This window comes from Algoriphagus yeomjeoni (genome assembly GCF_003259505.1).
Lineage (GTDB): Bacteria > Bacteroidota > Bacteroidia > Cytophagales > Cyclobacteriaceae > Algoriphagus > Algoriphagus yeomjeoni.
Genome location: NZ_QLLK01000003.1, coordinates 322531 through 345879, shown reverse-complemented (window position 1 = coordinate 345879; position 23349 = coordinate 322531). Strand labels below are relative to the sequence as shown.

Annotated in this window: 17 protein-coding genes; 6 read left to right on the top strand and 11 right to left on the bottom strand. The window is 39.4% G+C overall.

Translation table 11 applies throughout. The features are described from left to right. Nucleotides 1–127: 127 nt before the first annotated feature. The 5 genes from LV83_RS07050 to LV83_RS07030 all read right to left on the bottom strand — a co-directional run bounded on the left by LV83_RS07050 (nucleotide 128) and on the right by LV83_RS07030 (nucleotide 5485). Entirely contained in the window at nucleotides 128–1495 is a 1368-nt protein-coding gene (locus LV83_RS07050; RefSeq protein ID WP_211320462.1) for a hypothetical protein, read from the bottom strand. A 504-nt stretch (nucleotides 1496–1999) separates the two neighbouring features. After that, the gene (locus LV83_RS07045) at nucleotides 2000–2686 is read right to left on the bottom strand and encodes a DUF2490 domain-containing protein (RefSeq protein ID WP_111610835.1); all 687 of its coding nucleotides are present in this window, start codon (nucleotides 2684–2686) and stop codon (nucleotides 2000–2002) included. A gap of 1 nt (nucleotide 2687) precedes the next feature. After that, a complete protein-coding gene (locus LV83_RS07040; RefSeq protein WP_111610834.1) occupies nucleotides 2688–3284 on the bottom strand; it encodes a hypothetical protein in 597 nt (198 codons plus the stop codon). An 845-nt stretch (nucleotides 3285–4129) separates the two neighbouring features. Next, complete coding sequence (locus tag LV83_RS07035) at nucleotides 4130–5212, bottom strand: hypothetical protein (protein WP_111610833.1); 1083 nt, start codon at nucleotides 5210–5212, stop codon at nucleotides 4130–4132. Nucleotides 5213–5263: 51 nt separating this feature from the next. Next, complete coding sequence (locus LV83_RS07030; protein WP_111610832.1) at nucleotides 5264–5485, bottom strand: hypothetical protein; 222 nt, start codon at nucleotides 5483–5485, stop codon at nucleotides 5264–5266. Nucleotides 5486–6410: 925 nt separating this feature from the next. Between LV83_RS07030 and LV83_RS07025 the strand changes: the two genes are divergently transcribed. The 3 genes from LV83_RS07025 to LV83_RS07015 all read left to right on the top strand — a co-directional run bounded on the left by LV83_RS07025 (nucleotide 6411) and on the right by LV83_RS07015 (nucleotide 9294). Then, entirely contained in the window at nucleotides 6411–7244 is an 834-nt protein-coding gene (locus LV83_RS07025; protein WP_111610831.1) for a sugar phosphate isomerase/epimerase family protein, read from the top strand. A 758-nt stretch (nucleotides 7245–8002) separates the two neighbouring features. Then, entirely contained in the window at nucleotides 8003–8329 is a 327-nt protein-coding gene (locus LV83_RS07020; protein WP_111610830.1) for an ArsR/SmtB family transcription factor, read from the top strand. Continuing rightward, a complete protein-coding gene (locus LV83_RS07015; protein WP_111610829.1) occupies nucleotides 8326–9294 on the top strand; it encodes an SRPBCC domain-containing protein in 969 nt (322 codons plus the stop codon). Before LV83_RS07020 ends, LV83_RS07015 begins: the two co-directional genes overlap by 4 nt. 104 nt (nucleotides 9295–9398) lie before the next feature. On the opposite strand, the gene LV83_RS07010 is transcribed toward LV83_RS07015, so the two are convergent. Continuing rightward, complete coding sequence (locus LV83_RS07010; protein ID WP_158530532.1) at nucleotides 9399–10676, bottom strand: sensor histidine kinase; 1278 nt, start codon at nucleotides 10674–10676, stop codon at nucleotides 9399–9401. Nucleotides 10677–11354: 678 nt separating this feature from the next. Between LV83_RS07010 and LV83_RS07005 the strand changes: the two genes are divergently transcribed. From LV83_RS07005 to LV83_RS06990, 3 genes are all read left to right on the top strand, one after another. Beyond that, nucleotides 11355–12638, top strand: a complete 1284-nt coding sequence (locus LV83_RS07005; protein ID WP_111610827.1) for a condensation domain-containing protein — start codon at nucleotides 11355–11357, stop codon at nucleotides 12636–12638. Nucleotides 12639–12659: 21 nt separating this feature from the next. Continuing rightward, entirely contained in the window at nucleotides 12660–13289 is a 630-nt protein-coding gene (locus LV83_RS07000; RefSeq protein WP_111610826.1) for a hypothetical protein, read from the top strand. A 487-nt stretch (nucleotides 13290–13776) separates the two neighbouring features. After that, nucleotides 13777–15219, top strand: a complete 1443-nt coding sequence (locus LV83_RS06990; protein ID WP_111610824.1) for a hypothetical protein — start codon at nucleotides 13777–13779, stop codon at nucleotides 15217–15219. Between the two features lie 119 nt (nucleotides 15220–15338). On the opposite strand, the gene LV83_RS06985 is transcribed toward LV83_RS06990, so the two are convergent. The 5 genes from LV83_RS06985 to LV83_RS06965 form a co-directional block, all read right to left on the bottom strand. Continuing rightward, nucleotides 15339–15797 (bottom strand): COG2426 family protein, encoded by a 459-nt coding sequence (locus LV83_RS06985; RefSeq protein ID WP_111610931.1) that lies wholly within the window; start codon nucleotides 15795–15797, stop codon nucleotides 15339–15341. Between the two features lie 249 nt (nucleotides 15798–16046). Then, nucleotides 16047–17171, bottom strand: a complete 1125-nt coding sequence (locus LV83_RS06980) for a glycoside hydrolase family 16 protein (protein WP_317046656.1) — start codon at nucleotides 17169–17171, stop codon at nucleotides 16047–16049. Between the two features lie 8 nt (nucleotides 17172–17179). Further along, nucleotides 17180–18667 carry a PKD domain-containing protein gene (locus tag LV83_RS06975; RefSeq protein ID WP_111610822.1) on the bottom strand — a complete coding sequence of 496 codons (1488 nt, stop codon included), beginning with the start codon at nucleotides 18665–18667 and terminating at the stop codon, nucleotides 17180–17182. Between the two features lie 103 nt (nucleotides 18668–18770). Further along, a complete protein-coding gene (locus LV83_RS06970; protein WP_170124562.1) occupies nucleotides 18771–20243 on the bottom strand; it encodes a RagB/SusD family nutrient uptake outer membrane protein in 1473 nt (490 codons plus the stop codon). Between the two features lie 5 nt (nucleotides 20244–20248). Continuing rightward, entirely contained in the window at nucleotides 20249–23329 is a 3081-nt protein-coding gene (locus LV83_RS06965) for a SusC/RagA family TonB-linked outer membrane protein (protein ID WP_111610821.1), read from the bottom strand. Between the last annotated feature and the right edge of the window lie 20 nt (nucleotides 23330–23349).

The window sequence follows — 23349 nt, the reverse complement described above, 5'->3', positions numbered from 1 at the left end:
TGATTTTTTGAGGCCTTTTCCTACCCTAGTATCCCAGCCGATTTGCAACCAGAAACCAACTCATACTTCCCTCTTCCATGAAATAGAACTGCAAAGTCGACCGATTAGGGTCTTTTAATCCCTAGAATCAATCATTTCCAACAAAATTGGCCCTTCCAAAAAACCTTCGATTCACAAAGTTGTTGAGATTTGAACCAAAGCGGTAATTAAACCCAAACCTGGTATCGATGGTATAGGCTGAAGGTAGGTTTACCCTTCCGCTCAAAATATCCTGTTCGGTATAATCTCCTGCTGCCAGGTAAATCTGGTCTTTTACGTAGTTACCTTCTGCCCGCACAAAGAAAGAAAAATTCCCAGTGACACGGACTTCTGCACTAATATTCAAACCTGTGGACCAAGAGCTAAAATCATCTAGGTAATTTCTCACACGGTATCCCACTTCCAGGTTACCCCAGCGTTGATTTAGACCCAGACTGACTCTCAAACTATGAAGTACTCTAGTTTCTCTAAAAACCCCCGAAATCGTCTCTTCGACATATCTATTATTTCTGACTTCAATCCCATAGTTCCCTCTTAGAAATCTGGAATTCTGCACCGCTTCCGGGAAAAAATTATACTCTAAAGCTGGCCTAAAGCTGGTCTGAAACTGATAATTAAAGCGGGTATTCTGACGACCTGCCATATCATATCCATAAGACCATTGGGGTGAAATAGACTTTACAAGCTGATGACTGAATCCAAATTCTGATACATCAAATTTATTCTCCACATCATCGATGATTTGGATACCGGATTCGTCAATAACCGGATTTCCATTGGTATCCACTCTTGGTACTTTTTGAATCGTTCTTCTCAGCCTTTCATCTATTCTCCCGGATAGGGATATTTTCCATTTATCGGTGATTCGGTCAATATTGATTTCTCCCCCAAAATTGATCTCCCTGCTCAATTCCTCTAACTCAATGTTGGCGTCACTACCCACATTAAAAACCCAATAATCCCAAGGGTCAACGCTTTCCTGCACTGTATCTTCCAAATTGCCGGAGCCAGTCTTCATATTGATTTCTATGCCCTCTCCGGCTTTGGTTTTTGCAACAAATGGAGCCAATCCTAACTTGATAAACCGGGTAAGTTTTTCCCGCACTTCAAAGTCGGTATCCGTCTGTATGGTATTTACATAGAGGGTATCTCTTCTTCCCGCATGGAGGTTTTGTTGACCTATAAACAAAAGTTGATATTGCCTTCCACCACCACCCGATCTGTTATTGTTAATCAACAGAAAGACATCAGCCGTTTGATTATCTCTATAGAAGTCCACCGCAGTAATTTCCGTTCTGATAAAATCCATATCGCAGCCTCCATCCCTCCCATCACAACCATCGATAAATACTCTGAGTTTATTAGGCAGGTTGTTATCACCAACTAATGTTTGACTATTTGAAGGAGTAGTCAAGGCAAAGAAGGTGAGGATCAGTAGAAGTAGTATTTTGCTCATTTAATTCGGTTTAATTCGTGTTGATCGTCGCATTTCGATCGAAATTGATTTCCAGCTATCAACCTTGAAACGATATTTTTCTCATTAATATCTGAAAATGAGTAATCATTTTACACTAAAAAATTAAGAAAAACAAAATTATATTCTTCACATTTCAATTTCTTGAATTAGGCGCTCAGCCTTCTCCTTGAAACTGAAATAGTATGAGTATTTGTAGCAAGCACGGCGTCTTCCGACTTTATGGTATTTCCAGATTGAACATCGACAATCTATCCCGACGGTGAAGTTTGCACTCCAAAGCTCAGCTTCAATCTAACTTACCCTGAATTTCGTTTCGCTGTATTCAGGACTAGTAAACCTTGTGACTTTGATGAAAAATTGAGGACTAGTCAGAGCATCTTGCAAAAGGCGAGAGCTTTCACCCCCCTCTCGACATAGTCAAATCGTTCATCGCAACTGAGTTATTCTCCCTACTCCCTGCAATGCTCACAGACTGGCCCAAAGCTAAAAACTATAAAAATATCCGACCTTCGCCCAAAGACGAGTTCGGAAACCTTCCTGAATAAATTTATCAGTGCGGTAATCTAAACCCCATTGGAGTTTTTGACTGGAAGTGATCAGTTTACCAATGGAAAACACCAAGCGATTTTCGATTTCGAACTCACCTCCCTGAAAACTGAAAATAGGCTCATTAGACAATACCAAATAATGCTCTCCCGGGTCTAAGCTGCTCCCGGAGAGCGGTATTTCCGTTGCTATCCTGTACCGAAGTCTGATTTCTAAAGATTCACCTTTAGTGAAAGTTTGATCGGTCCTGAGACGATGTGCCAGTTTCAGCCCTCTCAGCCGGTTTACTGAGGCAAATTGCTGAATAATCCTATTGGCATTTGCCCCCTCCTGAATTCTATGAAATACTCCAAAGGCGACACTTTTTGTAGGGTTTAATTTGAAATCATAAAAGCCCATCAAGTCCGTCCTATAGTGGGTGAATTGTATTTCATCTCGTTGATCGTCGGAATTGTTATAGAAAACATCCTGATGCTCAATTTTGAAAAGTATCTTTTGATCATTTTTAAAATTCTTAGTTATCGTCGCTTCGGGAAAAAACCCCGTAAAGAACTGGCGTTCCTGCGCAAAAGAGGTAACCACGCTAACAAGCAATAAGAAAATAGTCAGGTAAAATTTTCTCATCCTAAAACAAAAGGTTTTCAGTAGGCACCAAAACTATCTTACGCTTCATTATAAGCTCGCCTGTTTCAGAAAATAAGCCCTCAAATAGCTCCAAGCCTCCAGTCTCATCAGGACCGATAAATTCTATTTCGAAACGGATTAAAATTCCTTCCAAACTATTTTCATCAAAAAAATCTTCCAGATCATCTGGTTTGCCAGAATATTGAATTTGAATTCGTTTTATATCTGAACTTTTATAATCCGCAGAAAGATGACCCTCCAGTCCAGTTTGAACTTCGGTTGGAAGCTCATTAAAATCTATCTCAATTTCTACGTCTTGAATCAAGCCCAAAGAGTCAAATTCCACACTATAAAATTCACCTTTCAACTTGAATTTGGCTTCATAAGAATACCCTGATTCGAAAATTTCCTGATACCATTTTGGCCTTTTTGTAGTCTCAAAAGCATCATAGAGCCAGTCTCTCGCCACTTTAGGAACTACTTTCTCCTCCACACGAAGCTCGCGCTCGATTTTGTCCTGAGCAAAAAGAGACCCAGAGATTATCCAGAAAAAGGCTAGAGTTGAAATATGTTTGAGCGTAGGTTTTATAGATTTCATGCTTGACCAAACGTAATTCAGTTAAATACGATCAACTTAAGTAAAAGCTTAAAATTTACTGATTTTTTTTGGGCTTGATCCTCCGACTTTAGTTTATCTGATCGCTTTTACCTTTGGTTACTTCTGCCTGCCTTACTCCGAACAATTGTCGCGGAATGACCCAAGGCTAAAACAACTGACTGGATTGTTTTTTACGCCTTTTCTTACACTAATTTCTTTTTGATGACAATTTCATTCATCCCCATGTATCAATAGTAAGCTCTAGTCAAATAAAAATGCAGTGCGCCGGCATATAGACTATCGTTAGCTTTCAAGAGCTTATTATTTACAAGAAAATAAGAGCACAGCATAGCTCAGCCACCTAAGAAATTAAAGTTTACTTGAGCAATATTAAATGATCAATTAATCTGAGGTTGACAACAGGACTTCAGTTTAGTTTTCAATTGCTATTTTGGTTGAAAATAACTCCTAAAATAAAGTCATGAAATGCCCACTCGAAAAGTTCTCAAACAGAGGGATCTCTCGTATAAATTGAATCCCTTAAAATTTCTTTAGTGGCAGAATAGCGTAGAATCATAATGAGAATAATTGGAATCAATTGAATTACAAATTCTATTTGACATAAAGCTGTAGTTACCCCAGTTTCGTTCCGTGAAGACGCCGTACCATACCTATTAGTCCAGACTAAAGCAAACGATACCGTAGTAATAGGTACTGCTTAGGTGCGCTCTTTGGTTTGCATTTGCTAAATTGGTTGACAATAACACCTAAAAAAACCTCATAAAAAGCCTACTAGAAAAGTTCTCAAACAGAGGGATCTCTCGTTTAAATTAAATCCTTCATAATTAAGTATCACCTAAAGAATATTCCAAGGTCACCAAGATTAAATCTTCTTTGGTGGGATGGTTGGAAACTAAATAAATTTTTGACTCTGTTGCGTGTAAAATTTTTTGAAAAGCTGGTGTTTCTACAGAGTAGGTTTTCAAATCTTTGAGATCTTCAACCAACAAATAACTTTCAAATGCGAATTTATTATTGATTTTTTTTCTAGATAAGGTATTGGAAACCACTCTTTCCTTCGAGGCCATTTTCATTGAATAAAACTGGTCACTTGATTGAGATTCAAAAAAATCACCGTTAACTAGAGGGTATAATACATAGGATATTTTTTCCGTACCCAAGGAATATTCAGCAACTAGATCTCCTGATAGGTTAAATCGACTGATAGCTGGATCCCCGGCTACTTCTCGGACATAAAAATTCTCACTATTGTAGTCAATTAAAACAATACCTTCTGTCAGAATTCTTTCCATCAGTTTTTTCCTTCTTTCCCCAAACTGACCAAATGTTCTTATCAATTCACCAGTCTCTAAACTAAATTCTGCTATAAACCTGGTTTTATTTAAAAATATTTCTTGGTTATTAGACTGAATATTCATTACACCAATATAAACAGACTCTAAAGATTGATTAATGAAAAAATGATCTCCTTTAGACACAAAGGTCAAATCAATATCAGACAATCCCTTTAATTCAATTTCTTTGACAGTTTCATAGTGATAGTCAACATTAACAATCTTTGACCTTTGAGGAAAAAACAAACTTAAAGAACTATCCTTTTCAAAAAATCTAGCATGTAACATTCCTCCTTCAGGCAAAACAATTGGCACAGTGTCTAAATCAAGGGATTTTACTATAGTGTTTGATTTAAAATGAAACGTCCACAATTTTCGATCCTGATGGATTATAAGAAAATTCCCGAGATCACTCACATGAAACTTAGCATTTTGGTATTGTGTATAACCAACACTAAGGAAAGTTGTATCTGAGGAAATAATTTCAAGAGGCAAATCGAGATTTTCAAGTTTCTTATCACCACAAGAAAAAATAAACAATAATACAACTTCAAATAGTATCAATCTTTTCATAAATAGAAAAAGGAATAAAACCCACGAATGGATTTTATCCCAAGTTAAATGTTAATCACCTATAACTGGTACTTCGGGAAGATTACAAGCTTGGACGATTTCGTCATTTGGACAGTCGTAAAGAGCACAAACCATTCCATCAGGGAAATAAGTAATACTATCTGGTATTAGCGTACATGTCATTGTTTGCGCTTCAAGTTTAGAGGGATTTATTAAAAACATGCTCATCATCCCTAGGCTCAAAATACCCAGCTTTAAAATCATCTTTTTCATCGTTTAATAATTTATAATATCTCAGTCCAAAAAAAGGCCGGACTGATTGACCCTTGAAAAACTCAAAAAAAGTCGGCCAACCCATTGATTTTCAGTCTTAATACCCCCCCTCAGACTAATAATCCAAATTTAGGTCATTTTTTTTAATGACCCTCTCCATAAAATACTGATATTCAATATGTTTATTTCACCTGCCACATAGAGAAGAATTCCTACTAGCATGATGTCCAGAAAATTAAAGTTAATTCAACAAACCAAACTCCAGCACCAGCTTTTCGGTCGATCCGTATCCACAATCAGCCGCACATATCATATGACACGCAAAGTACCGGTAAGTCTCCTTCAAAGCTTGTGTAAAGTTGATTCATCTCATCGATAGACGAAAGCCTCGCCTTTCTACAGAACTACTAAGTTAATATGTTTACTCATGTTTGTATAGCTATATAAATACAAATTCTTTCCTTTTCAAGGGTAAGTCAGATTCTCCAAAGTAAAATCATGGTAATCCTATCTCGAAAAAACACCCGCACAAACCACTACTTGAGAGGTCAAAAAATGAGGCATCTTTTTGAGCCTTGATTTGGTATGCGTCACTTATATAATGAAAATAATTGGAATCAAGTGCATTACAAATTCTATTTGACATAAAGCTGTAGTTACACCCAGTTTCGTTCGGTGAAAACACCGTCGCATACCTATCAGTCCAGATTAAAGCAAACGATTCCGTATTATTTGTAAACTTCAAATGCTCTCTTAGCTCTGCATTCGTTAAATTGGCTGAAAATAACTCCTAAAAAAACCTCATTAAAAGCCTACTAGAAAAGTTCTCAAACAGAGAGACGATTATAAAAGGCATTCTCCCGATGAAACCCGAGCTATCGGGACGGGACAGGCTATTTGCCATTTAAAAACAACTTAAAAACAGATGAAATCAACCCTTTTAACCCTTTTGTTTGCCTTCTCCCTGATGGTTTGCAAAGCACAGGAAAACAGACCTGGACCACAGCTACCACCAGAAACTGGTGAGACTTTCAAAGTTGGAATCGCCGGCTACACCTTTGTGAAATTTGATCTGGACAAGACGCTCGAAACTTTAAAAGCACTAGATGTACATTATCTATGCATTAAAGATTTTCATTTGCCGATGGCTAGCACCGATGCTGAAATTGCTGCTTTTCATGAAAAACTGAAAGCCCATGATATCACAGGGTATGCCGTTGGCCCTATTTATATGAAAAGCGAGGAAGAAATCGACAGGGCATTTGATTACGCAAAAAGAGTAGGTGTAAAGCTAATCGTGGGAGTTCCCAATGTTGAGCTTCTGCCCTACGTCGATAAAAAAGTGAAAGAATATGATTTTAAATTCGCAATCCATTTGCACGGGCCAGATATTAAAATCTACCAAGATGCTGACGATGTCTGGAACCACACCAAAGATCTGGATCCTAGAATGGGAATGTGCCTGGATATTGGCCACGACACACGTAACGGTAAAGACCCAGTAGCAGATATGGAAAAATATCACACACGCGTATTTGATATGCACATAAAAGACGTGACGGGACCAACAAGGCTTGGTTATTCACTCGAAGTAGGTCGTGGGGTAATCGACTTTCCGGCAATGGTAAAAATGATCAGAAAAGTAGGTTACACTGGAGTGTGCAGTCTAGAGCACGAGAGAAATATGGACAATCCATTTATGGGAATTGCCGAATCCCTAGGCTATTTTCGCGGTGTAATTGAAACGACCAAAGAATAGATTTCGAATAAATCTTATTTAATTATCCGCAAAGATGCCAGTCACCTTAAATTCTTTGCTTATCTGGTTGGAAGACCTCCCGAGCTATCGGGAGACCGAAGACCGAAGCGGCCTCAATTCTTAAGTTTAACTTATCTTTTTTGCTTTTGACTCCATACTGGCACAAAAGCGGATATACATATAATCTTATTAGCATAAAGGCTGAACTCCTTAGAATTCAGCCTTTTTTATTTGGGATTTCATTCCTTTTAGGAAATTTGATTACATCGAAATAAATCGGACATGTCTACGGCATTAATTCCTGGCCTCTTACTTATCAGTCCCACAGGGACGGTCCATATCCTTGCCAGAGGTTTCAACCTCTGGGATTATTAATAGCAAATTGATCTGGCAAAGTCCCAAAAGGACGGACGATTTTCATTGCATAAACTCTGTCTATAATTGGACATTAATCAATATCGACCATGCCTAAAGGCATTTTAAAAAACCTCATTTCTATTGACCAGCCATTGAAATGTCTGGCTAGTCAATCGACCATACCTACGGCATCGATTTAAAGGCCTTACTAAATCAAGCTCTCTAGATGTAGTAAGATTTTTCGCCTATGAGTAATCCCGTTATCGGTGTAGTCAGAGCAGTTTCACATTTCTACTATTTCCCTTTCCCCTTCCATTAAACCAAAAATATTCACGCACATTTTTGCGCAATCAAATAATTGCATATATTTGAGCAACCATTTAGTTGCGAATAGAGAATAAATGAAAACCAGACGTGACGTATTTCAGGCAATTGCTGACCCTACCCGACGGGCAATAATCATGCTTTTGGCAGTAGGTGCCATGACTCCCAATGCCATTGCGGATCATTTTAATTCGAGCAGGCAGGCAGTTTCCAAACACTTGCAAATTCTCACGGAATGCGAACTAGTGCAGCAAGAGCAACAAGGCCGGGAGATTAATTATCATTTAAATGCTGCTAAAATGAAGGACATAGAAAAATGGCTGGAACAGTTTAAGCAATTACTTACTCAGCGTTTCGACCAACTTGATACTGTTTTAGAACAATTAAAATCCAAAAGAAAATGAAAAGCAATCTGCAATTTGAATTTACAGTCAACAAGGATACCAACACGGTAAATGTGACCCGTGAGTTTGCCGCCAACGTGGAATTGGTATGGGAGGCTTGGACAAATCCTGAAATTCTCGATCTATGGTGGGCGCCGAAACCTTATCAAACAAGAACAAAGTCCATGGACTTCAGAGAGGGTGGAATGTGGCTTTACACCATGATCAGTCCAGAAAATGAAGCGCATTGGTGTAGAAATGACTACCACAAAATTGTGCATCAATCCATGTTTTCCGGTCTGGATGCTTTTTGTGATGAAAAAGGAGAGGTCAGTAAAGAAATGCCCCGGACACATTGGGCTAACAACTTCTCTGACCAAGGAGAAACAACAGTCGTCAACATTGTAGCTACATACGAGAGCCTTGCTGACTTAGAAAAAATTATTCAAATGGGCTTCAAAGAAGGGTTCTCTATGGCGTTGGAAAACCTCGACCAATACATCGAGGCACAATTCAAACTTCGCCAGCAAAATAAAAAAAGCAACAAAGCGCGTGTTTCAAGCTATTTGAATTTTGACGGAAAAACAGAAGAGGCCTTTCTATTCTATCAAAAGGTGTTCGGAACAGCCTTTCTAGGAAAGGGTATTGAACGATTTGGTGATATTCCAGCAGAAGCCGGGCATCCACCGGTAGCAGAGGAAATTAAAAAAATGGTGCTACATGTAGAACTTCCAATTCTAGGTGGACACATTTTAATGGGGACTGATGCTCCTAAGGAAATGGGCTTCACACTAGCTAAAGGAAATAACATGCATCTCTGCCTAGAACCTGAAACCAGGGCAGAAGCCGATCGTCTATTCAATGAATTATCTACTGGAGGAAAAGTCACCATGCCCATGGCAGACATGTTTTTTGGAGCATATTTTGGTGAGTTTTCGGATAAGTATGGAATTAATTGGATGATAAATCACCAAAACCAGGTCTGATGAGAAAGAAAGGACAATTTGAAAATAAGAGTTACCCAATCTGCGGGTAGTCAGATTGCTCGTATAAGAGAAACTCTCCATTTACTAGCAGGTAATACCTAAAACTAGCCCATTGCACCACTAGTCAACGGTAGGGTAAAAATAAATTTACTTCCTTTTCCCACAACACTTTCAACCCAAAGATGTCCATTAAGTCTTTTTACAAACTCTCTGCAAAGAACAAGACCTAAACCTGATCCACCTTCATTTTCTGTACCTAGTGATGTCATTGTAGAAGATGGATCAAAGATCTTACGAATCGTTTCTTGATTCATCCCTACTCCATTATCACAAATAGAAATTTGCACCTGATGCTCATCAGCAGTAGCTAGGACAATAATATATCCTCCTTGTTTGGTGAATTTTATCGCATTCGAAATCAGATTCCGTAAAATGGTATCCAATATATTTCTATCAGTATATAGTTCAATATCACGGGTTGGAGAATAAGTCAAAGAAATGTGTTTTGCCTTTGCAAGTGATTCTTTCAGCCAAATAATTTCAGAAATAACTTTCGTCAGTTTGATTTTCGAGGGGGTAAAACTTAATTCCCCTGTTTGTGATTTTGCCCAGTTCAACAGATTATCAAGCAAATTCAAGGTATTTTTCGCGGTAGAATTGATTAGATCAGCATATTCTATGGCTTGTCCTTTATCAGTATCACTTTCTTTAAGCAGTTCTGAAAGGCCTACGATGTTATTAAATGGGTTTCTCAAATCGTGAGCAATTATAGAAAATAACTTGTTTTGGGTCTGATTTAATTCTTCTAGTTTTAGTTTACTATGTTCAATTATTATATTCTTTTCAAGAATCGTTTTTTGATCTATTTCTTTCAGAAGCATGATAAAACCTATGCAAGATCCACTGATAACGAAGAGGGATATGATTAAAAACCAATTGCCAACCAGTGAATTAGTCGTATAAATATAAGTTTGGCCTAATTGGTAAATATTAAAAGCCCGGATGAGCTGGAATATCGAGTAAATAAGAAGTACGCCACTAATCAGTATAGCCGATTTATACTTATGCGTATTGGTAAAAAGGTAATAAGACCCAATCCCAAAGAAAATTGAAGAAGATGATATTCGAATAACATTAAGCATTGTATTGTTTTCTTCGACAATTAAGGAGCCGAAAAAAACCAAAAAAGCAATGGCAGTGAAAGCCCACAGGAGCTTTTTTCTAATGATACCATCGAAAGATAGAAGACCAAACGAAATCAGTGGAAAGCTGAAAATCATAAGGAAATTACTAATTCGTATTGGAAGTAAAGGAGGAAAAGCCTCTCTAAAATTAAATATAACTATGGCAAACACTTGAAAGCCAATCCCTAATGCAACCAAAAGCAGGTACCATTGCTTGTGATGAAAAAAATACTGATAGATGTATAGGGCAATAATGAATAAATTATTCAGTGCTAAGAAAAACAAGATCGAAGGGTAATCTAAAGTCATATACTTTTGCTATTCATTTGAACCTACTCAATATTACAATATCCGCTCATAAATCTTATTTTATGAATGCAATTCTTAAAAATTAAAAGTATACCTGCAGAAAGACTTCTTAGAATATCTACCTTTTTTATTTAGTCAGAACTCTGATTAGAGTTGGGGTAATTTGCTTGCCCTACTTCCTCGTCCTTTACTCAAACTTCTCGTCTGAGAGTAGTCAGATCGTTCTTTGGACTGGCTTTGCTACTATACCCTAATATCCTATGCAATTTGAAATTGGCTCTACAAAACAATTTATCAAATATCCAACTCTACCATCCCCCCTTAGGTGTAATCAGATCGTTCTTCCTATTGTAGGTTGTAATCACACTATAATTTCCTTGCCCAAAAACAGGTCACTTCGAAGGATTGCACCTCTTTTTTTAAATGCAACTAATAAAACCTTTAGTGTTCAAAGAATTGTGAAAAATTGAATAAATGGGAACCTGAAACTTTTGGAAATAAAAATCAGTAGCAGAAATAAAAATTTATTTTTTACTACGCTTCTGGTTTTTCTATTTTTGATTATGCATGAACACTAAGCAACCCTACTTAAGAATCCTTAGCGAAATTGAACAGGCATTCACCTTTTCTAATGAAGCATTTCCTTTGGCTGTCGTATGCGCACTCCATTTAACTTCAGGACCAGACTCAGAATCGTTAAAAGACGCGTTGAAACAACTGCAAGCTCGACACAAATTACTTCGGTCTGGAATAGTAAAGAAAAAAGGTGCATTCTACTTCCAACCATTAATCGCTAGTTCACCAATAGAACTTTGTTTAATTAGTCGAACTGATAAGAATTCTTGGCGAAGTGTTACAGAAGATGCGTTGAACACAACCTTTGACTTAGCTGGGCCACTGATGAGATGCTGGTACCTTCCTAGTCCTGAAAAAACTGAATGTGAATTGATTGTTTGTTTTCATCATGCAATCATCGATGGCATTTCAGCACGATTGCTACTTCACGAATTACTTAGCCTTGCAGGGGGGCAATCACTTCCGAGGCCCTCGGAGCATAGCATAATTTCAACATTCCCTCCCTCTTTTCAAAAATGGAATTTGGTTACACGGCTAGTAGCTTTCTTGGGCAGGCAAATGAAAGAAGAATGGCACTATAAAAGTAAGGGAGTGACCGCACCGATTCCCTTAAAGTCAACCAATGCCATTTTAAGCTTCAGGTTGTCACCGGAAGTATCCAGAAAATTAAGTGTCAGAATCGCACGAGAAGGTCTTAGCCTTAACAGTGTGCTTTTGGCGACCATTGCTCAAAAAGTATATCATCACCGGCATTCTGATAAAGGAAATCGTTTGGTTAGAATGATCAGTTTTGCAGACCTTCGTTCTTCGATGGATCCCCCTGTTTCTGATCAAGAATTGGGTTGTTACATTTCGATGCTACGATTCAGTATACCAATTGCACCTAACCAGTCTGTCTTTCCATTGGCCAAAACTATTTTCAAAACAATTGTTAAGGCAAGTCGGCAAGGTGATGTATTTATGATGTCTAAAATGAGCAAATATGTGATCAAGATGGTTCTGAAGCTAAAAAATATGCGACTCGGGCTAGTGGCACTCAGCTTTATCGGCAAATTAGATTTAGAACCTCAGTATGGATCTATTCAATTAAATAATGTAAATGCCTTTATTTCAAATAATCCTTTAGGGCCCGAATTTTCTGCCTTTGGGAAAATTTTGTTTGGTTCTATCGGCCTAGATTTCAACTATTTGACTGCTGAAATGGATGCTCAACAAGCAGAAACAATTTTGAAAGAAATCAAAGAGACTCTTGAAGAGATTGCGAATGTTCCGTAAATTGAAGAAAACTAAAAAGGGATGAAAAAGATTGGGATTTTTATTACCGCCATCATTCTATCCAGTTTAGGTTGGATGGGATTTATTAGAGAGCCTCTTCCTCCTATACCTACCATAACTGCTGAAATTAGTGAAGAAGTTGATTTCGACTTTTCCATAAATTCAATAGACTACTCAGGCCTGGAGTTGTCTCTTAATGACAAAGTAGAGGGAAAAGGCATGTACGTTGAGTTCAAGATGAATAATGCTTGGGAGACTGGACGACCAGGATTGGTGGTCAACGGAATCAAGGCCGAAAGCAGCTTTGATAAAGGAATGTCGCCGAAAAAATATTTGGAAAATAAAAATCGACCAAAAAAAGGAAATAAAGATTTTGGTGATTTTATGGAAGATTCCAAAGGGAAATCTGTTTCGACCTATAAATTTAAACAAACCCTAGTCGAAGACGAAAATGGAAAAACATTCATGCGAATGTCTTATGATGGTTCAGAGATGGAGATGATACAAACCTTGGAAATACCCCGCCCTATTACACTTCCAGCACATATTTCGCGTAAGTTTAGTCCTAATGGTATTATTCAATTTCAACGTGGAGTGGTAACCTTTGACAATAAGATTAAAGGGTTTTATATCCCTGTCTTAATTAGGTAATTACTGGAGTAAGTAATAAATAAACTAATCGGAATATCCTTTGCAATAATCTCAATGGACTATTTTCAATATTGAGTTTTTAATAGAATACTGAATGAGATATAATCATATACAATTATATACTCGCACCAATTGTATCAAAGATTTCGCATCTCATTTTTAGAGACAATTGAATTCGTACTAAACACCGAGTCAAAAGTTTCTTTTGGATTACCAAAAATCAACTTCAATCACGGGTACCTGCCCAAGGTGGTGGGATTCCAAGCATTGAAATATAGATGTACTTATAGCTTTTTTATAATTCCAGTCAAGGTAAAGATCCTTCTTTTTAAAAAGGATCCTTTACAGCGCACAAACAGAAATTGCCCTAATATTTATTCCTACTCAGCTCCAATACCAACTACCACCCTAGCAATCAGTAATTTGAATTCTGAAAGAAAGGCAGTAAATTTTATCAGCTATTATTTTTATACCTAATCCAATGCATATGATTAACCAATCCATCTTTTTTGCAATACACCCCGATGCTCCCAAAGACATGCGAATCTTTGGTGATAAGCTAAAGAAATCGGGGACACGAGGAGCTAGCAGTTCTGTGGGCTTCGAGACCAAAGAACTCCAACCAACACCCGGATTACAGATCCCCGAGTTAATCAGCTCATACAAAGGTGGTATTGACACCATTTTGTTTGCTTTTCCTTCTATTCCTTTCTCAGGAGATTCTGAAAGAACGCTAGCTTATCAATCCTTGATTAAGGAACTCCGGATAGGCACCAATTTCATTATCGTTCATTATAAAACTGACCGGGCAGTAATAGAAAAATGGTTTACTTCCATTGGCCATGATTCTCAGTCTATATCTTGGGTTCCAATTCCTAATTATGTTGATTTTACGGATTGGGCTGAGGATGCCTATGTAGCACTGAAAGATGCTCATGACGATACCTATTACCTGATGGAACCCTGGGAATTCCCTCGTTCTGGTGATCAATTGATCGCCGATAGTATAGAAGAATATACTTCCCTTCACGCCAGCCAAGCACCATTGATTTTCCAGGGTGGAAATTGCCTGGTCGCAGACGATTTTTGGATTCTTGGCAAGGACTATTATCAAGACACCATCAACCTAATCCAGGATCAAACCCTGCCCCTGAGGTCCAACCCCGGACAAAAACTGGAGGACTTGGTTCGCCAGAGTTTTTATGATTATGTAGATAAAAAGAGACCCATGTTTGTGGCTGGCACCAAGAAAAAAATCCCGCTAGCAGCTTATGTAGGCACACAGGAAGCAGACAAATTTATTCTAGATATAGTTGGTGCAGGTACTGGCCCATATCAACCGATCTTTCATGTGGATATGTTTATCAGTTTGATTGGCAAAAATAAAAAAGGTCAATTTGAGATCATGGTCGGATCACCAGAATTGGGAAATGAATTGCTGGGCCTACCAAATCGCGCCCACAACTTGCAAGAGGCATACGATGAGATCGCCAGATCCTTTGCTAAGCAAGGGGTAATTGTCCATAGAAACCCCCTGATTCACTACCCTGAGTTTACCGGAAGGAGAATCGCGGTCAAGCATCTACAAAACCTTGCATTGCAGAACCCAGAAGATCAGGACGTCAATAGTCTGATGAAGGATTTACTCAGTTTAGGAGCTCGGGAAAATGACGTAGCCGATGTCAGAAACTGGCATCATATCACTTGCAACAACTGCTTGGTGGAAAACAGCAAGAACTATGGCAAGCATGTGTATTTACCCACTTTTGGGCATGGAGAATATACCGAATTAAAAGTGCTGGATGAGCATATGAAAGCAATGTGGGAAGGCTTAGACTTTACTGTTCATCAATTAGGGGATTTCAACAGCTTTGCCAAAAGGCAGGGTGTAGTCCATTGCATCTCGAAATACATAAAAAGAAGTGATTGAACTATTCCATTTCAAAAAGCTATGAAGTCTAGCTAGGCGTAGTCATTTCATCCACCTGAGATTTTCTAGTGCTTACGTTGTGATCAACTACGCTTGCTTTTATTTGATAATTTGAAAAATTAATTAAATCCTCCCATAGCGATTACAGTTGTCACCCATACAATGACACAGGAGATAAAAATCCCGATGGTATTTGCCAAAAAAGCCTTTTTCTTGTTCATACCGAAAAGGTATCCTGCTATAGTACCGGCATAGACGCCTGTACCCGGAATTGGAAGCAATACAAAAAACATAAGACCCCAAAATCCATATTTTTGGACATTTTTGCCAGCACCCGCTTTTGCTCTACGCCCGACAAAAATTGCTGCCTTTTTATAATGATACCATCTCAAGAAATAACGATTGACTACGTCCAAAAAGAAAGACATAACGGGGAATACCAGCACATTAGCAACAAAGCAAAGCGCAAAAGCTAAATAGATATTTATATCATTTAGCAACGCATAAGGGATACCTAGTTTCGCCTCTCCAAATGGAGAAATGCTCCAAAGCATGGCGATAATTATTTCCAAAAACATGTAGTGGTGATTAGGTGCTGCAAAACTAATGATTTTCCTATCTGCTACCGCTTGGTAAGCAATCAAATCATCGAAATCATAAAACGACCTTTCTGTTAAAAGGATTCCTTTTTTTTCTAAAATATCAAAACACCCTATGAGCTTCACCAGACCATGGGACTCTGATTCATTTCCAAGCAGATTAAACTAAAAAAAGCTGCTTCCAATTGAAAGCAGCTTTTCCAAAATTTACCTTAAACCCCTTACATTTTATTCCTTCTCGAAAACTCTAACATAATCCACCGCAAATTGTTGGGGAAAGATGGTAGAATTATCAGGGCTACCTGGCCAATTACCTCCTACCGCCAAATTGATCAGAATGAAGAATGGCTTTCTGAATTCGTCCATGGTAGAAGAAGAGATATCCATTCGATGAAATTCCTCATCATCGATAAGCCACGCAATACTTTTTTCATCCCAGATGATAGAATAGACATGGAAATTATCCGCATACTTCTTGCCATCAGCAAGAGTCTTAGAACCTCCTTGGTAGGCATAATCTCCGTTGTTTTGCCAATGGAGCGTGCCATGAACCGTATTGTCTCTTCCACTTGCCTCTCCTCCAATCATCTCCATGATATCAATCTCTCCACTAGCTGGCCAGCTAACTTCTGAAATATTGGCGCCTAACATCCATAGAGCAGGCCATATTCCCTGACCTTTTGGAACAGCTGCACGAATGTCAATCCTTCCAAATAGAAATTCCTGTTTACCCTGAGTTTTGATTCTTGATGAGGTATAGTTCTTGCCCCCCATCGCTTCCTGTCTAGCAGTAATGATCAATCGACCATCCTTCACTTCTGCATTTTCCCTGCGATAAAACTGCAATTCATTATTGCCCCAACCACATACACCCGGACATCCATCTCCCAAATCATATACCCAATCTGAAGAAAGTGATGTACCATTAAACTCATCATTCCAAGTCAATGTATACCCGTCATACTCCAAAGGAGACTCAAAACCGGTTGTAGGCAATCCAATGCCAAGCACCTGATCTGTAATGAGTACTTTTTCTTCCTTTTTTATAAAATCATCCTCAGTGCTATGCGCTTGAACGGTAATCGTATATTCTCCTACGGACGTGTAGCGATAGGACACTTGATTACCCGTCACAAGCTCTGGAAGCTGATTATTTACCCCAAACCCAACACGATAGAAATTAGCTTTATCTGCAGAAAAATTCACATTTACTATCCCATTATCGCCCATCTCAACAAGTACTTCCAAATTACTTGGAAGCAAAATTTGCTGATCAGCATCCTCCTGATTACAGGAAGATGCTGCCATAAGCATGAATAAATAAAAGAGTGTGTTATGAATTTTAGTTAGCATCAACATTTTTAGTTAGTGTCTGGAGTTAGAACAAATGTCCAGTATACAGCACCTGTACCAGACACATCGATGGTAATGGTCAATTCCTCCACTCCTTCTTCGTTTGAATAACCTATGACATCATAAGTGACAGATTTATCCGCATCCGGCGGTCCGGCACTATATTCTCCACCATTGAAGGCTTTTGGCAGGACCAAAAAGGCCCCTGTCCCTGTTACAGTGATTTGCGCATTGGAAGAATCTGTCCCTTCTGTAAAGCTAAATGAGTGAGAACCAGCTCCCCAAGCAGCACCAGGCGTATCGGCTAGATTATCCACCGACTGGCAACCTTCATCCTCTACCCCCATGTATAGTTCTGCGAAAATATCGCCTTGAGGATCGTAGGAATAGGTACCATCTTGGTTGAAGATAAATAGGTCGTTGAACAAACAGGCTCTGTCACCTGAAATATCTGTCCCATTAGGGAAAAACTCATCACTTCCCGCTCTTGGACCTACTCCAAAAGAGCCTGCCGCAGGTTTTAACTTCCAGGCTTTTGTACCATCACCGATTAAATTATCAAGCGTAAAATCTCCTGATGGCTCAGGCTCTGGTTCTGGGTCTGGTGTCTCTTCATCCGGCACAAACCCTTCTGGAATCAAACGGACATACCATGCCAAACCGGTGTTAGCCTGATCCACAAACCTCAACAAGATCTCATTTTCTTCTATAGTTATGAGTTGATAAGTTCGCCCTCCAGCAAAATACCCCAAAAAGCCACCTTGAGAAATGGTCAATTCCGGATAGCCGCCTTCTGGCTCTGATATACTCCACTTCAGTCCATCAGGAGCTTCATAAGGTGCAGAAAGATCACCAACACCAGGATCAAAAGCCCCAGGGAAATTAGAACCTTGGGCTGCATTTAAATACACGAAGCCGTTTGTTTCCATATTAAAGTTAAAACTGTCCAAGAAGAAAGTATAGCGGTCGGTATACATTCCAGAACCAGCCTTTTCATTTGGCTGCGCTTGGTACCACTCCGGGAAATCCCCAGCTGCGGAAGATGGGTTTGGCCCAACTCCAAAGTGTCCCACTCTGGTAGCATCTACCTGCCAAGTTTTACCTTCTACTGCATCTGCACCGCCAGTCAAGTTATTGAAAAGAGGGGTATCCAGTAAAAGAGGGTCCGTCTGAGCAATAACAATTTCTCTACTCGCACTGACACTCCCGCCTTTATTGAAGACTGTCAAGGTTACCTTGTAAGTTCCAGCGGTCGGGTAAGTCCCAGTTACAGTCTTACCAGTACCTGAACTTCCATTTCCTAAATCCCAATTCATGAGGAAAAAGTCATTATCCGCAGTAAATCTTAGGATGTTGTCACTTTGCTCAGTGGACTGAAAACTGAAGCCCGCCTCTTCTGCTGTTGGAGGGATATCATCTAATGTATATTCCTCCATGCATGCTGCCAATGCGAACAATGGCAACACATACATTATATATCTTATATATTTTTTCATCTGTTTATCATTTGATTTTTAAGGTCAGATGGAATCTCGCATGGCTATACTCATTCCAGTTCGTGATGTGCATAGTCATGCTCGATTTCATTTGAGTTTATGTTTAATATCCAGGATTTTGACTCCAATTCCCCCCAGCCAAGTCAATCTCAACCTGAGGAATAGGAAACAATTCATTCTTTCCTACCACAAAGCCACTGATATTATCGGCAGCTTGACCTGTTCTCACCAAATCAAAGAATCTGTAACCTTCACCAGAAAGCTCATACCTTCTTTCATCCAAAATCGCCTGATATAAAGCATCACCTGAGCTGTTAATCGCAGGCATATCCACCCTAGCTCTTACTTTATTCAATTCAGTTCTTGCTCTACCGTCGTTTCCGGATTGTTGAAAAGCCTCAGCTGCCATCAATAGCACATCTGCCCAGCGGATCACTCTGTAATTTAGAGGACTGGTCAAATCATCATCAGGGAGACCGATTTCACCTTGTCTTTTGATGTATTTGTTATTGAAAAAGCCCGTATGACCTCCAGCACCAATGCCGTAAGTAATTTCATCTGAATTTGGCTGAGCCGCGATAAATTCATCCAAGTTCAAAACGGTCGCGTCACGTCTCAGATCTCCGTCTGCAAAAGAATCATACAAATCCTGAGTAGGTAAGTTATAGGCGTTGCCATCAGCATAAAAAGGTCCTGTATATTGTCTGATTCCCTGGAAGCCAACTGCAGCATTTCCGTTCAAACAAATCAAACAGCCATAGTCACCACCTTGCAGCCCACTGAACTGTACAGTGAATACATCTTCAGAAACATTTTCATTTGCCGCATAAAACATCGTACTATAATCATCAAACAATGCATATCCGCCAGGATTGTTATCGATCAGATTTCCTAGTACCGTACTGGCTTCAGTATATTTCTCCTGATACAGCAACACTTTGCCAAGCAATGCCATGGCCGCACCAGTAGTCAATCTTCCCACTTGGCCAGCTGTGGCCGGAAGCACAGCTACCGCATCTTCCAAATCAGATTCAATTTGAGCATAGATCTCTGCTTTAGGAGTCCTTGGAGTAGTAGGAATTTCATTAATTGAAATCCTTCTATCCACGATTAGAGGCATATCTCCAAAGTAAGTTACCAAGTTGAAGTAGAAATAAGCACGCATGAACTTGGCCTCAGCCAAAATCAATTCCTTGCCTTCAAAATCAATTTTATCCTGGTTTTCAAAGATATAATTAGCTCGTGCAATGCCGGTGTAATTCACCCGCATTACGGCTCTTAGTTCCTGATTAACACCACCATGAGTCATGTTTTCGATCTCATGTAGACCTCTTGTATCATTGACACTTTCTCCTCCAGCAATGGCGTTGTCCGAAGCAATCTCACCAATCCAGATATTCAGATAAGCTGGCTGCATCATGTCATATACACCGATGATGGCCCTGTCAAAATCCTCTTTTGTATTGAAGAAGTTTTCTGCATCCTGAGTGAATTCAGGATCAATATTCAATAAACTATCGCAAGCGGTACCCATCCACAAAGACATGAATAGAAACCATTTTGTTATGTTTTTCATACTTTCTAGAATTTAAAATTTAAACCAGCCATGAACGAACGTGCCTGTGGGTAGATACCATTATCTACGCCTGCAAAAAGTGGATTTCCTGATCCCACATCCGGGTCAAATCCTTGGTACCTAGTCAGAGTGACAAGGTTGTTGGCTGCTAGATAAAATCTGAAATGCTGAACCCCTATCCTCTTGGTGATGGCATTAGGAATGGTATAGCCCAATTGCACATTTCTCAATCTCAGAAATGATCCGTCCTCCACATAAAAGTCCGAGAAAACGTTATTTCTGGTTGCTCCGGTCGTTAATCTAGGAATCTCTGTACTTGTCCCCGGACCAGTCCATCTGTCAATATTGTAAGACAATTGATTTGCATAAATCTGCTGTCTTTCATAATTCCGGATAATTTCCTGACCCAAGGCCGCATAGATATTTGCTCCCAAGTCAAATCCTTTGAAATCAACATTCATGTTGAATCCCATGACTACATTTGGTATTGGTGATCCAATCATTTCCCTGTCAGAATCATCACCGAAGTTGATTACCCCATCACCATTTTTGTCTACAAATCTCAAATCACCTGGCTGAGCTCCTGGTTGGGAAACTGGGCTGTTAGCAATTTCCTCTTGAGTTTGGAAAATACCGTCAGTCTGGTAACCTATGAAGTATCCAATTGGATAACCCTTCTCAAATCTTGTGGCAATGTTACCGCCTACGCTGAAGCCTGCACCTGGAATAAATTCAAAGCCTTCCGGCACTGCAGTCACTTCATTTTTCACGAAAGTAACGTTGTAACCAAATCTGAAATTAGCTCCAGTTGTATTATTTGTTCCGTAGCTCAATTCCAATTCAAGTCCACTGTTTGTCACATCGCCAGCATTGATTACTGGTGGTGATCCGCCTGGTCCGTAGGAACCTAAAATAGCTGATACGTCTGGTTGGAAAAGTAGATCTTTTGTGTTTTTGACAAAATAATTTGCTGTAAAATCAAAGTTCTCGAAAAGGGAAAAATCAAGACCAATATTAGTTTGATAAGTAGTTTCCCACTTTAAATCTGGATTACTGGTATTCCCAATCGCAGCTCCGTTTATGATAAAATCATTGAAAACGTAAGTCGCAGATCCATTCAGCAAGCCTCTGTATCGGAACAGACCAATCTGATCATTTCCAGAGACTCCGAAACTTGTTCTCAATTTCAAAAAGTCAATTGCACTGGAATTGAAGAACGATTCGTCAGAAATCAACCAAGCTCCCGAAATAGCAGGGAAATACCCGATTCGGTTATTTGGGCCAAAGTTGGAAGATCCGTCTCTTCTAAGGATAGCAGAAACAAAATAGCGCTGCTTGTAATCGTACTCACCTCTGACAAAGACTGAAGTTAAGCGCTGAGAACTTTGAAAAGAGCCTGTATTGTTCAAAAAGCCTCCAGTAGCCTGGTTAGCAGAAATATCTGCAAAAGCCAGATCATTGTTCGGAATGTTGAAACCCGTTCCATTCAATCCTTCACTTCTGTTTCCTACCAAGGAAAGTCCAAAAGTCCCTTTGACTCTGTGATCTTCACCAAAGCTTTGATTGTAGTTTAAGAAGGTCTCCAAGTTGTAATCCAAAAAGGTATTTCTGGATTCAAATACGTTGGCACCTCTCTCGATTTCTACCCCTCCTACATCCACTAAAACCGGATCTAGATTCTCGTTGGCAGCAGAATTGGCAAATTTACCTTGGCCATACCATACGAGTGGATTAAAGGCTTTGAAATCCACCATGGCGAAATTGTAGCCTGCTCTACCTGTCCAGGTGAATCTATCATTGATCTTAAATTCAATCTCTTCTTTACCTACTAATTTATTGACCCATGAGTCATTGTAGGTGTTTTCCATTTGAGCCAAAGGATTGATGATGTCATTCACATTGTTCAAATAGGAATATCTGTCCCCAACTCGAAGTGGCTCAGTTGGATAAGCATTTATTGTATTATAAAGCACCGAACCGATTCCTCCTTGAGGCAAACCGCTACTCATCTCTCTTGTAAAAAGGGTAACATTTGTAAACTTCAGTCTAGGAGCAATTTCTGTAATAAAATTAATTCTGGCGTTTATTCTTTCAAGGTTAGCTTTAGGTCCACCCACTATACCTTCTTGGGAAAAATAAGACCCACCTATTGAATAAGAAGTCTTTTCCGAACCTCCAGTAAGCGTCATGTTGTATTCCTGAATTGGTGCGTCCTGAAAAACTGCATCTTGCCAGTTAGTACCTTCACCTAATTCAACATTGTTGAAAGGCATCGCCTGACCGCCTGCCGCAAAAGCCTCATTCTTTAGAATAGCATACTCACGGGCATTCAATAAGTCCAGCTTACTGGCTGTCTGTTGCACACCGTAATAAGTGTCAAAATCAAGTCTCGGTTTAGAACCCAAATTTCCTTTTTTGGTCTCAATCAAGATTACACCATTAGCAGCCCTTACTCCATAGATACCGGCAGTACCATCTTTCAGCACATTGACTGATTCGATGTCATTTGGGTTTAGAGAATTCAGACCAGCTGCGTCATAGATCACTCCGTCCACCAAGATCAACGGATCATTATCTCCGAACGTACCAATCCCTCGGATACGAATGTTTGAGGTTCCTCCCGGAGCTCCTGAGTTGGTAGTAATGTTTACCCCAGCGATCTGTCCCTGTAGTGCTTGATCCACTCGGGGCATGTTCATCTTTTGTACATCCTCTCCACCTACTTGGGAAGTCGCACCAGTCAGTTCGCGTTTAGTCGCGGAACCATAACCAATCACCACTACTTCATCTAGATTGGTCAGGTCTTCCTGTAATACAACATTGACCTCAGTAGAATTTCCTACCCGAATAGTTTGAGGTTGGAAACCCAAAAAGGAAAACCTCAACTCATCATCAGGACCTGCATTGATGGTATAAAGTCCATCAAGGTCTGTGACTGTACCTACGGTGGAATTAACCTTTAAAATACTAACTCCAGGCAGCGGTTCCCCCGTTCCATCCACTACTTTGCCTGAAATCACAGTTGATTGTGCCCAAGCCACATAATGGACAGCGAGCGCAAAGCACAGCAATAAAATTTTTTTCATTATTTTTTGGATTTATTACG

Coding starts and splice junctions, on each gene's coding strand:
- LV83_RS07050 (WP_211320462.1), bottom strand. CDS start 1,495: ATGAGCAAAATACTACTTCTACTGATCCTCACCTTCTTTGCCTTGACT.
- LV83_RS07045 (WP_111610835.1), bottom strand. CDS start 2,686: ATGAGAAAATTTTACCTGACTATTTTCTTATTGCTTGTTAGCGTGGTT.
- LV83_RS07040 (WP_111610834.1), bottom strand. CDS start 3,284: ATGAAATCTATAAAACCTACGCTCAAACATATTTCAACTCTAGCCTTT.
- LV83_RS07035 (WP_111610833.1), bottom strand. CDS start 5,212: ATGAAAAGATTGATACTATTTGAAGTTGTATTATTGTTTATTTTTTCT.
- LV83_RS07030 (WP_111610832.1), bottom strand. CDS start 5,485: ATGAAAAAGATGATTTTAAAGCTGGGTATTTTGAGCCTAGGGATGATG.
- LV83_RS07025 (WP_111610831.1), top strand. CDS start 6,411: ATGAAATCAACCCTTTTAACCCTTTTGTTTGCCTTCTCCCTGATGGTT.
- LV83_RS07020 (WP_111610830.1), top strand. CDS start 8,003: ATGAAAACCAGACGTGACGTATTTCAGGCAATTGCTGACCCTACCCGA.
- LV83_RS07015 (WP_111610829.1), top strand. CDS start 8,326: ATGAAAAGCAATCTGCAATTTGAATTTACAGTCAACAAGGATACCAAC.
- LV83_RS07005 (WP_111610827.1), top strand. CDS start 11,355: ATGAACACTAAGCAACCCTACTTAAGAATCCTTAGCGAAATTGAACAG.
- LV83_RS07000 (WP_111610826.1), top strand. CDS start 12,660: ATGAAAAAGATTGGGATTTTTATTACCGCCATCATTCTATCCAGTTTA.
- LV83_RS06990 (WP_111610824.1), top strand. CDS start 13,777: ATGATTAACCAATCCATCTTTTTTGCAATACACCCCGATGCTCCCAAA.
- LV83_RS06985 (WP_111610931.1), bottom strand. CDS start 15,797: ATGTTTTTGGAAATAATTATCGCCATGCTTTGGAGCATTTCTCCATTT.
- LV83_RS06980 (WP_317046656.1), bottom strand. CDS start 17,171: ATGCTAACTAAAATTCATAACACACTCTTTTATTTATTCATGCTTATG.
- LV83_RS06975 (WP_111610822.1), bottom strand. CDS start 18,667: ATGAAAAAATATATAAGATATATAATGTATGTGTTGCCATTGTTCGCA.
- LV83_RS06970 (WP_170124562.1), bottom strand. CDS start 20,243: ATGAAAAACATAACAAAATGGTTTCTATTCATGTCTTTGTGGATGGGT.
- LV83_RS06965 (WP_111610821.1), bottom strand. CDS start 23,329: ATGAAAAAAATTTTATTGCTGTGCTTTGCGCTCGCTGTCCATTATGTG.